This window comes from Xenorhabdus sp. Sc-CR9 (genome assembly GCF_963897815.1).
Taxonomy (GTDB): domain Bacteria; phylum Pseudomonadota; class Gammaproteobacteria; order Enterobacterales; family Enterobacteriaceae; genus Xenorhabdus.
Genome location: NZ_CAWQTY010000183.1, coordinates 21482 through 34532, shown reverse-complemented (window position 1 = coordinate 34532; position 13051 = coordinate 21482). Strand labels below are relative to the sequence as shown.

At 45.1% G+C, this 13051-nt stretch carries 10 protein-coding genes; 1 reads left to right on the top strand and 9 read right to left on the bottom strand.

The features are described from left to right. Positions 1-137: 137 nt before the first annotated feature. The 8 genes from sucD to sdhC form a co-directional block, all read right to left on the bottom strand. Positions 138-1007, bottom strand: coding sequence for a succinate--CoA ligase subunit alpha (gene sucD, locus AACQ81_RS12435; RefSeq protein ID WP_237387490.1), 870 nt, complete (start codon positions 1005-1007; stop codon positions 138-140). Beyond that, positions 1007-2173, bottom strand: a complete 1167-nt coding sequence (gene sucC, locus AACQ81_RS12430; protein ID WP_237387489.1) for an ADP-forming succinate--CoA ligase subunit beta — start codon at positions 2171-2173, stop codon at positions 1007-1009. The genes sucD and sucC overlap by 1 nt, the downstream gene beginning before the upstream one ends. A 218-nt stretch (positions 2174-2391) precedes the next feature. Next, entirely contained in the window at positions 2392-3609 is a 1218-nt protein-coding gene (gene odhB / locus AACQ81_RS12425) for a 2-oxoglutarate dehydrogenase complex dihydrolipoyllysine-residue succinyltransferase (RefSeq protein ID WP_237387488.1), read from the bottom strand. 13 nt (positions 3610-3622) lie between these two features. After that, positions 3623-6430: a 2-oxoglutarate dehydrogenase E1 component gene (gene sucA / locus AACQ81_RS12420; RefSeq protein WP_237387487.1), complete on the bottom strand. Its 2808-nt coding sequence runs from the start codon at positions 6428-6430 to the stop codon at positions 3623-3625. Between the two features lie 332 nt (positions 6431-6762). After that, a complete protein-coding gene (locus AACQ81_RS12415; RefSeq protein WP_092552512.1) occupies positions 6763-7479 on the bottom strand; it encodes a succinate dehydrogenase iron-sulfur subunit in 717 nt (238 codons plus the stop codon). Between the two features lie 37 nt (positions 7480-7516). After that, positions 7517-9283 carry a succinate dehydrogenase flavoprotein subunit gene (sdhA, locus tag AACQ81_RS12410; RefSeq protein ID WP_237387486.1) on the bottom strand — a complete coding sequence of 589 codons (1767 nt, stop codon included), beginning with the start codon at positions 9281-9283 and terminating at the stop codon, positions 7517-7519. Then, positions 9284-9631 (bottom strand): succinate dehydrogenase membrane anchor subunit, encoded by a 348-nt coding sequence (sdhD, locus tag AACQ81_RS12405; RefSeq protein ID WP_237387485.1) that lies wholly within the window; start codon positions 9629-9631, stop codon positions 9284-9286. Beyond that, positions 9625-10014 (bottom strand): succinate dehydrogenase cytochrome b556 subunit, encoded by a 390-nt coding sequence (gene sdhC, locus AACQ81_RS12400; RefSeq protein ID WP_237387484.1) that lies wholly within the window; start codon positions 10012-10014, stop codon positions 9625-9627. The genes sdhD and sdhC overlap by 7 nt, the downstream gene beginning before the upstream one ends. A gap of 622 nt (positions 10015-10636) precedes the next feature. Between sdhC and AACQ81_RS12395 the strand changes: the two genes are divergently transcribed. Then, the gene (locus AACQ81_RS12395; protein ID WP_237387483.1) at positions 10637-11920 is read left to right on the top strand and encodes a citrate synthase; all 1284 of its coding nucleotides are present in this window, start codon (positions 10637-10639) and stop codon (positions 11918-11920) included. Between the two features lie 296 nt (positions 11921-12216). Here the strand turns inward: AACQ81_RS12395 and AACQ81_RS12390 are convergent, their stop codons facing one another. Then, the gene (locus tag AACQ81_RS12390; RefSeq protein ID WP_237387482.1) at positions 12217-12987 is read right to left on the bottom strand and encodes an AraC family transcriptional regulator; all 771 of its coding nucleotides are present in this window, start codon (positions 12985-12987) and stop codon (positions 12217-12219) included. Between the last annotated feature and the right edge of the window lie 64 nt (positions 12988-13051).

Here is a 13051-nt window from a genome sequence, read left to right as displayed (position 1 = left end):
TTCTAAAATAGGTTAAATTAAATTTAAAAATACCATCTCTTACAAATCAACTAACTTACTGTTAATATTATAAATAAAAATAAAAAGGCTACCCTGAGGTAGCCTTTTCTTATAAAAATAGCTTATTTTGAAATTGATTACGCCAATAGTGTTTTTACGGCGTCACCAATGTCAGCAAGACTGCGAACAGTCTTAACACCTGCCGCTTCCAGTGCAGCAAATTTCTCATCTGCTGTGCCTTTACCGCCTGCGATAATTGCTCCCGCATGTCCCATACGCTTACCTTTAGGTGCAGTTACACCCGCAATATAAGCAACAACAGGTTTAGTCACGTGCTCTTTGATATAAGCAGCCGCTTCTTCTTCTGCTGTACCACCAATCTCACCAATCATCACAATGGCTTCAGTCTGTGGATCTTCCTGGAACAACTTCAAGATATCGATAAAGTTTGAACCCGGGATTGGGTCACCACCAATACCGACACAGGTGGATTGCCCTAACCCAGCATCAGTAGTCTGCTTAACCGCTTCATAAGTCAGTGTACCAGAACGCGAGACAATACCCACTTTGCCGGATTTATGAATGTGGCCAGGCATGATACCGATCTTACATTCATCAGGAGTTATCACTCCCGGACAGTTAGGGCCAATCATGCGTACACCAGCTTGATCCAGTTTTACTTTCACTGTCAGCATATCAAGCGTTGGAATACCTTCTGTAATAGTGATGATCAGTTTAATACCTGCTTCAATCGCTTCTAAAATAGAATCTTTACAGAATGGTGCTGGAACATAGATAACAGAGGCAGTTGCACCCGTTGCTTCAACCGCTTCACGTACAGTATTGAATACGGGTAATCCCAGATGCTCAGTACCACCTTTGCCTGGTGTTACACCACCAACCATTTGAGTACCGTAAGCAATCGCCTGCTCTGAGTGGAAAGTGCCTTGGCTACCGGTAAAGCCCTGACAAATCACTTTGGTATTTTTATCGATTAAAATAGACATTATTTATTCCCCGCTGCTGCTACTGCCTGTTTAGCTGCGTCTGTCAAACTGGTCGCTGCAATGATGTTCAAACCACTGTCTGCCAATTTCTTCGCACCCAGTTCAGCATTGTTTCCTTCCAGACGAACAACGACTGGTACGTTAACGCCTACTTCTTCCACAGCGCCAATAATGCCGTCAGCAATCAGGTCACAACGGACGATACCACCAAAGATATTTACTAAAACAGCTTTGACATTTTCATCTGACAAAATAATTTTGAATGCTTCGGTAACACGCTCTTTCGTCGCACCACCACCCACATCAAGGAAGTTTGCCGGGGCACCGCCGTGCAGTTTAACAATGTCCATCGTTCCCATTGCCAGACCAGCACCATTCACCATGCAACCAATGTTACCATCCAGCGCAACATAGTTCAGTTCCCACTGTGCGGCCTGAGCTTCACGTGAATCTTCCTGTGAAGGGTCATGCATTTCACGTAGTTCAGCTTGGCGGAACATGGCGTTACCATCAGCACCCAGTTTCCCATCCAGACAAATAAGATCGCCTTGTGTAGTAATAACCAGAGGGTTAATTTCAACTAGAGCTAGATCACGCTCCAAGAACAGGTTTGCCAATCCCAAAAAAATCTTGGTGAATTGACCAACTTGCTTACCAGTCAAACCGAGTTTAAACGCCAATTCACGGCCTTGATAAGGCATAGGGCCAGTCAGTGGGTCGATAATTGCTTTATGAATCAGCTCGGGCGTTTCTTCCGCCACTTTTTCTATTTCGACACCACCTTCAGTAGAGGCCATGAAAACTACACGACGCGTACCACGATCAACAACAGCACCGAGATACAGCTCCTTCGCAATGTCGGTTGCTCCTTCCACCAAGATCTGATGGACAGGTTGTCCCTGTGCATCTGTCTGGTAAGTGACCAGTCGTTTACCCAGCCATTGTTCAGCAAAAGCACGGATATCTTCCTTGCTATTGACGACTTTCACGCCACCAGCCTTACCGCGGCCACCTGCATGAACCTGACATTTAACGACCCAAGGGCCTGAACCAATCTTGGATGCTGCTTCTTCTGCTTCGCGCGGGGTAGTGCAAGCATAGCCAGTTGGTGCTGGTAAGCCATACCGTGCGAAAAGTTGTTTTGCCTGATACTCGTGTAAATTCATGATGTTCTATCCATAATTTTATCTAAGAAAGGTAAATTACCTTCTACACCTGCCGTCTTCCAAATTGCAGCTTTGTTGGCTGCATCTTGAAATCCATAGGGTATATCTTGTTGCTCTGGATATGACCAACCCGAAGGCTGGCCTGTATATACATTTTTACATCAACGTCGTACTACTTCAGACTTGGCGGAGCTTAACACCCTCCGCCGATAGTGGTGCTATACATCCAGCAACAAACGTGTTGGATCTTCGAGCATTTCTTTGATGGTCACCAGAAAGCCCACAGATTCACGGCCATCAATCAGGCGATGATCATAGGACAGTGCCAGATACATCATAGGAAGGATTTCAACCTGACCATTCACTGCCATTGGGCGATCTTTAATGGCGTGCATGCCAAGGATCGCGCTTTGTGGTGGGTTAATGATAGGTGTAGACATCAGCGAGCCGAAAACACCGCCATTAGTAATGGTGAAATTACCGCCAGTGAGTTCTTCAACGGTCAATTTACCGTCACGGCCTTTGATAGCCAGCTCTTTGATGTTTTTCTCAACATCAGCCATGCCGAGTGCATCTGCATCACGCAATACAGGTGTAACCAGCCCGCGGGGTGTAGATACTGCAATGCTGATATCAAAATAGTTGTGATAAACCACATCAGTGCCATCAATAGAAGCGTTAACTTCTGGATAGCGTTTCAGTGCTTCAACCACTGCTTTCACATAGAAAGACATAAAGCCCAAACGCATGCCATGACGTTTTTCAAACGCATCGCCGTACTGCTTGCGCAGTTCCTGAATTGGCTTCATGTTGACTTCGTTGAATGTCGTCAACATTGCCGTATTGTTTTTCGCTTCCAGCAGACGTTCAGCAACACGCTTACGCAGGCGAGTCATTGGAACACGTTTCTCACTGCGATGTGGCAGTGGAGATTTCTGCGCCGCAGATGCCGATGCCGCAGGCTTATCACCTTCTTTTTTATTCGCAGCGATATATTTTTCTACGTCTTCACGAACAATACGACCACCTACACCGCTGCCTTTAATTGCAGCCGGATCTAAATTATGCTCTGCGATTAAGCGACGAACCGTTGGACTCAGAGCATCATTACTTTCTTCTTCCAGAGAAGCAGACTGGCGTTGTGCTGGTGTTGATTCTGTTTTTTCTTTCACTTCAGCAGGCATGCCTGTGCTGTCACCCAAACGGATGCGACCAATCAGTTGCTTGGACAATACAGTGGCACCTTCTTCTTCCAAAATAGATTCCAGAACACCAGCTTCACTTGCTGGTACTTCCAAAACAACTTTGTCAGTTTCAATTTCAACCAGCACATCGTCACGCTCTATGATGTCACCCGGTTTTTTATGCCATGTTGCAACAGTGGCATCTGCAACAGATTCAGGAAGGTCCGGAACCAGAATTTCTACGCTACTCATTTTCTATCCTTATTTATTCAACGTTCAGTGCGTCATCAACCAGTGCTTTCTGTTGCTTCTGGTGAACAGACGGATATCCCACAGCCGGGGAAGCAGATGCTGGACGACCTGCATAACGTAAAGATGCCCCGAATGGGATCGCTTCACGGAAATTATGTTGACTGCAATACCAAGCCCCTTGGTTCAATGGCTCTTCCTGACACCAGACGAAATCATGAACATGGGCATATTGCTCAAGCTGAGCTTGCAAATGCTGGCGTGGGAATGGATACAGCTGTTCAATGCGCACGATAGCAACATTAGTCTGTTCATTCTTACGGCGCTGTTCCAGAAGGTCGTAATAAACTTTACCGGAACAAAGTACAACACGTTTAACATCTTTTGGATCTAACACGTCAATTTCACCAATCACTGGCTCGAATTTGCCGTCAGCCATTTCATTCAGACTGGATACAGCCAATGGGTGACGCAGAAGTGATTTAGGTGACATAACGATAAGCGGACGACGCATACCACGCAAAGACTGACGGCGCAGCATGTGATAAACCTGAGCTGGTGTCGATGGCACACACACCTGCATGTTTTGCTCTGCACACAGTTGCAGATAACGTTCTAAACGTGCTGATGAATGCTCTGGTCCCTGACCTTCATAACCATGTGGCAACAACATAACCAGACCACACATGCGACCCCATTTTTGTTCGCCGGAGCTGATGAACTGGTCAATTACGGTCTGAGCTACATTGGCAAAGTCACCAAACTGAGCTTCCCAAATCGTCAGGGCACGAGGTTCTGTTGTTGCGTAGCCGTATTCAAATGCCAACACTGCTTCTTCTGACAGTACCGAATCCCATACGTTGAATACACCCTGACCATTGTGAATATTTTCCAGCGGCACATAGACAGAAGCATTAGTCTGATTGTGAATTACTGCATGGCGGTGGAAGAAAGTACCACGGCCCGCATCTTCACCGGAAAGACGCACAGGAATGCCTTCATCAACCAGCGTTGCATAAGCCAGTGTTTCCGCTCCACCCCAGTCAAACAGTTTATTGCCATTAGCCATTTCTGCACGATCACCATAAATTTTGGCAACACGTGAATGCATTTCAACTTCGGCAGGAATGGAACTGATACGCTTCCCAAGATCTTGCAGGCGTTTCATATCCACTTTATGCGGATATTCTTCATCCCATTCGTGGTTCAGGTAAGGCTCCCATGTGAATGAGTGAAGCCCCATTGGACGCCATTCATCAACAACACACTCACCATGATCCAGCGCATCACGATACAGATTAGCCATCTCAGTGACATCATTGGCAGCCAGTAAACCTTCCTCTATCAGCTTGTCAGCATAGATTTTACGGGCTGTTGGCTGTTTTTTGATTTTCTGGTACATCAGTGGCTGAGTTGCACTTGGTTCATCAGCTTCGTTATGGCCGTGACGACGATAACAAACCAAGTCGATCATCACGTCACGTTTAAAGGTATTACGGAAATCAAGTGCCAGACGAGTAACAAATGCAACTGCTTCTGGATCATCTGAATTAACGTGGAAAATAGGTGCCTGAACCATCTTCACAATATCAGTACAATACTGTGTTGAACGTGCATCTTTCGGATTGGAAGTCGTGAAGCCCACTTGGTTGTTAATCACAATGCGAACTGTACCACCAACTTCGTAGCCACGAGCCTGAGACATGTTCAGTGTTTCCTGAACAACCCCTTGCCCTGTGACTGCTGCATCGCCGTGGATAGTAACAGGCAGAACCATATTGCTGCGACCTTCATCAAGACGATCACGACGGGCACGTACAGAACCGATAACGACAGGACTGACAATTTCAAGGTGAGACGGGTTAAAGGCCAGTGCTAAATGAACCAAGCCACCTTCGGTTTCGAAATCAGAAGAAAAACCCTGATGGTATTTTACGTCACCAGTACCAAGGTGTTCTTTATGTTTACCCGCAAACTCGTCAAATAGATCGGCTGGCTTTTTACCCAGAAGGTTAACGAGAACGTTGAGACGACCACGATGTGCCATTCCAAACACAACTTCACGGGTATCCTGTTTACCCGCATGGCGAATCAGCTCTTTCAGCATAGGGATAAGAGCGTCACCACCTTCAAGGGAGAAACGTTTCGCCCCTGGGAACTTAGCGCCAAGATAACGTTCTAACCCTTCCGCAGACGTCAACTCTTTCAGGAAACGACGTTTTTCTTCTGAATTGAACTGTGAGCCTACCGCCACAGATTCCAGACGTTGCTGAATCCAACGTTTTTCCTCTGTATTGGTAATATGCATGTATTCCGCACCAATTGAACCGCAATAAATGCGCTTCAATGCGTCATACAGATCAGCCAATTTCATTGTCTCTTTACCAATGGCAAAAGAGCCCACATTAAACGTTTCTTCAAAATCCGCTTTTGTTAAATTATGGAAAGCAGGATCAAGATCTGGTACAGGTTCCTGTTTCCATAATCCCAATGGATCAAGATTCGCATGTTGGTGTCCGCGGAAGCGGAATGCGTTGATGAGCTGCAAAACTTTGACTTGTTTTGCATCCATTGCTGGATCGCTGACTGAAGAGTGGTAACGCGTGGCATCTTTTGCCAGACGACGGAAATAATCGCGTGTCTGTGAGTGAAGTTGTTCCCCGCCAAGTCCTACATCCGGTAATTGTTGGAAAATTTCTCTCCAACTTGCATCAACAGAGTTAGGATCGGTTATATAGTCTTCATAGATTTGCTCTATGTAAGACTGGTTTGCACCAGCCAGAAAGCTCGAGTCCAGCCAGTCCTTCATTGCACCGTTCTGCATTGTGATCCCTTAAGCTTTAAAAGCTTTAGTTTTCGCCGTGGTTAACAAATACCCGCCTAATTAGCGGTGTTGATAAAAGGTTCATTTGGACGTGCTTAATGCATGTTCTTTAATTTGGGTTTTCCTACCCTTCAAGGAACCTTTAAAAACTGTATTCAGTTTTTAAAGGTTCCTTTATTTAGAAATATGCATAATCTTTTACAGTAGGCAATTTATCATTTTTCATTCTTTATGCCCTCCACTGGTTTGATATTTATTTCAAATTTGTGGAGGGCAACATTATATGCATTATTTACATGCAAATTATGTGTTATTTATGCACAAAGTTTTATTTATGCGCTGTGTTTCAGCAGCATAGATTTAATATGACCAATCGCTTTTGTCGGATTCAGTCCTTTAGGGCATACGTTGACACAGTTCATGATCCCATGGCAGCGGAAAACACTGAAAGCATCATTCAGATTATCCAAACGTGAGGCTGTTTCAGTATCACGGCTATCAATCAAGAAACGATACGCTGCCAGAAGACCCGCTGGACCAATAAATTTATCAGGATTCCACCAGAATGACGGGCAGGATGTCGAGCAGCAAGCACACAGAATACATTCATACAAGCCATCCAATTTTTCACGCTGTTCTGGTAATTGCAGGTGTTCACGCGATGGAGGATTTTTATCATCATTAATCAGATAAGGGCGGATTTTTTCATATTGCGCATAAAACTGCCCCATATCAACAACCAGATCACGAACCACAGGCAAGCCCGGCAACGGACGAATAACAATTTTCTTATTGCCACGACGCAGTGCTGAAATCGGCGTAACACAAGCCAAACCATTTTTACCATTCATATTCACACCATCAGAGCCACAAACTCCCTCACGGCAAGAACGACGGAATGCTAAGGTCGGATCTTGTTCTTTTAGCTGGATAAGTGCATCCAGCAACATCATATCGCGCCCTTCCTCAGCTTCCAGAGTGTAGTCCTGCATATGGGGCACATCGTCTACATCTGGATTATAACGATAAATTGAGAATTCAAGTTTCATAATCTATTTCTCTGCAACTGGAACATCAGCAACGCAATTAGTAAGAACGCACTTTCGGCGGGAAAGCTTCACGCAGTTTTGGCTGCATATTCACTTCACGACGAGTCATACTCTCAGTTTGCGGCAAATACAGGCTATGGCAGAGCCAGTTAGCATCATCACGTTCTGGATAATCAAAACGGCTGTGAGCACCACGGCTTTCGGTACGGAAGTTCGCAGCGACTGCGGTAGAATAAGCAGTTTCCATCAGGTTATCTAATTCCAGACATTCGATACGCTGGGTATTGAATTCTGACGAAGTATCATCCAGACGAGCATTTTTCAAGCGATCACGGATCTCTTTCAGTTCATCCAGCCCTTTCGCCATTGCATCGCCTTCACGGAATACTGAGAAGTTATTCTGCATGCAGGATTGCAGAGCCTTACGAATTTCAACTGGATCTTCACCTGAACGGGTATTATTCCAACGGTTCAGACGTTGCAATCCAAGATCAATATCAGATTCACTGGCATCGCGGCTGGTTCCCTGCTCCATCAGACACTCTTTCAAATGCAAACCTGCGGAACGACCGAATACCACCAAATCGAGCAGTGAGTTACCACCCAGACGGTTTGCTCCGTGAACGGATACACAGGCAATTTCACCCACGGCAAATAAGCCCGGAATCACAACGTCTTCGCCTTTTTCGTTGACGGTCAATGCCTGACCAGTGATCTTAGTCGGAATACCACCCATCATATAGTGGCAGGTCGGAATAACCGGAATCGGCTCTTTCACCGGATCTACGTGAGCGAAAGTACGGGATAATTCGAGGATACCCGGCAGACGGGATTCCAATACTTCCTTGCCCAGATGATCCAGTTTCAATTTCGCGTGAGGTCCCCATGGGCCATCACAACCACGGCCTTCACGGATTTCAATCATGATGGAACGAGCAACCACATCACGACCGGCAAGATCTTTAGCATTTGGTGCATAACGCTCCATGAAGCGCTCACCATCTTTATTCAGGAGGTAACCACCTTCACCACGGCAGCCTTCTGTAACCAATACACCCGCACCAGCGATACCCGTTGGATGGAATTGCCACATCTCCATGTCCTGAACAGGGACGCCAGCACGCAGAGCCATACCAACACCATCACCTGTATTAATATGCGCATTGGTTGTGGATTGATATATACGGCCTGCACCACCGGTTGCCAGAATGGTTGCTTTAGATTTGAAATAGACGACTTCACCCGTTTCAATACAAATGGCGGTACAACCAACAATCTCACCATCCTGATTTTTAACCAGATCCAGTGAATACCACTCAGAGAAAATAGTTGTGTGATTTTTTAAATTTTGCTGGTATAGAGTGTGCAGCAGAGCATGGCCAGTACGGTCAGCGGCGGCGGCAGTACGAGCAGCCTGTTCACCACCAAAATTCCTGGATTGCCCGCCGAATGGACGCTGATAAATACGACCGTCATCCAGACGGGAGAATGGCAGCCCCATGTGCTCCAGCTCCAAAATGGCTTCTGGCCCTGTTTTACACATATATTCGATAGCATCTTGGTCACCGATATAATCGGAACCTTTCACCGTATCATACATGTGCCATTCCCAGTTATCATCATGGGTGTTGCCCAGAGCTACAGTAATTCCGCCCTGTGCTGAAACAGTATGTGAACGGGTTGGGAATACCTTGGAAATCAAGGCACAGGATAAACCCATTTGTGAAATTTGTAGTGCGGCACGCATACCTGCGCCGCCAGCACCGATAACAACAGCATCAAACTCTCTTACTGGCAGTTTCATTTATGCACCCCACACAACAATTGTTCCGTAAATCAAATAAGATAACAGTGCCACAATAATTACCAGTTGCAGCACCAGACGCAGTGCGAGAGGCTTGACATAATCTGTCAGCACCTGCCACATACCGATCCATGCGTGAACCAGAATGGAAATCAACGTCAATACTGTGAACACTTTAGTGAGAGATGCAGAGAAGAAACCACGCCAGACTTCATAAGTCATATCCGACATTGTTGCGACAAAACCAACGAGGTAAAGGACGTACAAAACAATAATAATTGCAGATGCACGTAACAGCAGCCAATCCTGAATACCCGTACGACCCAATGCGGATGCGTTGCTTACCATAATAATACTCCAGCCAGAATAGACAGAATAACCGCGATCACTATTGCTACTTTGGCAGAAACACGACCGGTAGCGAGGTTTTCTTCCAAGAAGCCGAAATCCATCAATACATGGCGAATACCACCACAAACGTGGTAAGCCAACGCCGTCAATATCCCCCACAGGATAAATTTGGCGAAGAAGCCAGTCATGATTTCAGATGCTTGTAGGAATCCCTCCTGCGAAGACAGTGACATACCCAACAACCACAGCAAAATACCGACTGCGATAAAGGTGATGACGCCTGAGATACGGTGCAAGATCGATGCTATTGCGGAGACGGGTTGGTTAATCGTCCGCAGATCAAGGTTGACAGGTCTTTGTTTTTTCACAATTTTGCCCACAAAGCTTTTTTTTATTTTCCATCCTCCGGTCCTGGGCGGGAATCAGACAGCGCTAAGAGGATACAAAGACACAACATAATAAAACTAACAATCCTTACTGTTCATCATAAAGTTGTGATTTGGTTACGCTGGGTGCTCCTACATCAGGGTAATCCGGAGACCTGACGGAAGTATAAGTACTTCACATTGTTATTACAATTCCCACACAATATGATTATTAACATTTAGCTTGAACAGTGAGAAAGATCACGCTTCAAACATTCACTATAAAAAACATTATCTTGTTTGACAAAGATTAAACATTTATCTTACATATATGTCGTTATATATTGTTTTCCGTCGTTCCACGATGAAAAAATAAACTTAACGAAAAACAGAAGTTATGGAAAAGTATTGTTTAAGCACAAAATGGTAACATTTTATGTCAAAAATACTTTAAACATAATTCCCAGAAACTTTTTAACAACCTGAAAACCATTGTCATCCGTAATGAGATTTCAGCGTTAAATGTGATACCAGCCTGATTTTAAATTCTCTCCGGTAGCACAATGCCTTCGGCACAGTATAAATTGCGCCTATCTGGTTGTTAGGGGTTATAAATATAAGCGCTAAGGAGATGTAAATGGCTGATAAAAAGGCTGCGTTGAACATAAATGGTTCAGCTGCTATCGAACTAGACGTACTAACGCCGACCCTAGGTTTTGAAGTGATTGACGTTCGTACCCTCGGCTCAAAGGGCTTCTATACCTACGATCCTGGCTTTACTTCCACTGCCTCCTGTGAGTCGAAGATCACCTATATTGATGGCGATGAAGGCATTTTGCTACACCGTGGTTTTCCCATCGATCAGCTTGCAACGGAATCAACCTATCTGGAAGTCTGTTACATTCTGCTGTACGGCGAGCCGCCAACTCCCGAAGAATATGAAAAGTTTAAAACGACGGTAACCCGCCATACGATGATCCATGAACAGATCACCCGTCTGTTCCACGGTTTCCGCCGTGATTCCCACCCAATGGCTGTACTTTGTGGTGTCACTGGCGCTCTGGCTGCCTTCTACCATGATGCACTGGATGTCCATAATCCTCGCCACCGTGAAATCACCGCTTATCGCCTCCTCTCCAAAATGCCAACTGTAGCGGCAATGTGTTACAAATATTCTCTTGGACAACCTTTCGTTTACCCACGCAATGAGCTGTCCTACGCGGCTAACTTCTTGCACATGATGTTTTCAACACCTTGTGAGGAATATAAAGTTAATCCTGTGTTGGAACGCGCTATGGATCGCATTTTCATTCTGCATGCAGACCATGAACAGAATGCTTCAACTTCAACAGTGCGTACTGCGGGTTCTTCTGGTGCCAACCCGTTTGCCTGTATCGCCGCAGGAATTGCATCCCTGTGGGGACCAGCGCATGGCGGCGCAAACGAAGCTTGTCTGCGTATGCTGGAAGAGATCCAAACTGTCGAGCACATTCCTGAATTCATTGCTCGCGCTAAAGATAAAAACGACTCTTTCCGCCTGATGGGCTTTGGTCACCGTGTTTATAAAAACTACGATCCACGCGCGACAGTAATGCGTGAAACCTGCCATGAAGTGCTGAATGAACTCGGCCTGAATGACAGCCTGCTGGAAGTAGCAATGGAACTGGAGCGTATCGCCCTGAACGACCCGTACTTCATTGAGAAGAAACTGTACCCGAACGTTGATTTCTATTCTGGCATCATATTGAAAGCCATGGGTATCCCATCGTCCATGTTCACTGTGATTTTCGCCATTGCCCGTACCATCGGCTGGATTGCACACTGGAATGAAATGCATGATGAAGGCCTGAAGATCGCTCGCCCACGCCAGCTTTATACTGGTCATAGCAAACGTGATTTTAAAAACCAATTAAAAAAGTAACCAAATAATACTATTTAAAATAAAACAAATTCAGATAATAAATAATTTCCTAAAAAATAGTATATATAATGTACCTCTTAATATACGTTGTGACACTAATATAAGGGGTACATTTTTTTATGGTTGAATATCAATTATTGTTTTAACAACGAAAAGGTATAAAATCACGATGATTCTTCCATAAAAACTTTCTATCGACGAAACAATTGGCTTTTTCTCTTTCTCATCACCAGCAAGGGCCGATGCACTTCCTCTGTTTCTCTGCCAGAGTCCTGGTGTTCAAACTGACCTAGATTTCATCTCCCTGAGTCCGCCATATATTCCCTTGGCGGCCTGCCCATAGCTCTACGAAAAAACGTCACAAATGCACTATCATTGGCAAAGCCGAGTTCTTGCGCTATATAGGATAACGTTTTATTTTGCGCCAATAACTCTATTGCTTTTACTAATCGCCATTGTTGTCGCCATTGCTGATAATTCATGCCTGTATCACGTTGAAATATCCGAGTAATCGTTTTTTCACTGGCACCAATATAAGTAGCAAGTATGCGCAATAGTGGCGGCAATTGTTCCAGCGATAAGTATTTCAAACGCCGATCAAAAGGCAAAGGCAATAAAGTGGGTTCCCTACGCGCTTCACGGATCTCATCAAAAAATACTGCCAGCCAATGCGCTCTCCTTCCCTGATGCCAATCAGAATCAAAAGAAGATATCGCAATACGTTCTAAAAGAGCCTGTAATAATGGCGTGGCTTCCAATACTTCACTTTGTGCTGAAATCAATTCAGTCTCAGAAACATTCAGATAAATAGAACGATACCCTACCGAACTACGCATTTCAGCCCGATGCCTTATCTTGGGAGGAATCCATGCCACTCTGGTTGGCGGCAAAATGGAAATCTGGTTTTCCAATGTAATCTTGATGCAGCCTCGCTGGGTAAACAATAGCTGCCCCATATTATGCTGATGGAAACCGGAATCGTGCTGCCCCATTTCTGCCGCAATGCCAATCACAGGCATATTGAAGCTGTCCGGATCAAAATGATCGCTTTGCTGCAACCACACCATATTTTCCCTACCAAACTTTATGTCTGATTATGTAAATAAATAGTCTTTATTATCATAAATAGAC

What these genes read in the sequence shown, in the direction of transcription:
- sucD (WP_237387490.1), bottom strand. Translation starts at nt 1,007, where the DNA reads ATGTCTATTTTAATCGATAAAAATACCAAAGTGATTTGTCAGGGCTTT.
- sucC (WP_237387489.1), bottom strand. Translation starts at nt 2,173, where the DNA reads ATGAATTTACACGAGTATCAGGCAAAACAACTTTTCGCACGGTATGGC.
- odhB (WP_237387488.1), bottom strand. Translation starts at nt 3,609, where the DNA reads ATGAGTAGCGTAGAAATTCTGGTTCCGGACCTTCCTGAATCTGTTGCA.
- sucA (WP_237387487.1), bottom strand. Translation starts at nt 6,430, where the DNA reads ATGCAGAACGGTGCAATGAAGGACTGGCTGGACTCGAGCTTTCTGGCT.
- AACQ81_RS12415 (WP_092552512.1), bottom strand. Translation starts at nt 7,479, where the DNA reads ATGAAACTTGAATTCTCAATTTATCGTTATAATCCAGATGTAGACGAT.
- sdhA (WP_237387486.1), bottom strand. Translation starts at nt 9,283, where the DNA reads ATGAAACTGCCAGTAAGAGAGTTTGATGCTGTTGTTATCGGTGCTGGC.
- sdhD (WP_237387485.1), bottom strand. Translation starts at nt 9,631, where the DNA reads ATGGTAAGCAACGCATCCGCATTGGGTCGTACGGGTATTCAGGATTGG.
- AACQ81_RS12395 (WP_237387483.1), top strand. Translation starts at nt 10,637, where the DNA reads ATGGCTGATAAAAAGGCTGCGTTGAACATAAATGGTTCAGCTGCTATC.
- AACQ81_RS12390 (WP_237387482.1), bottom strand. Translation starts at nt 12,987, where the DNA reads ATGGTGTGGTTGCAGCAAAGCGATCATTTTGATCCGGACAGCTTCAAT.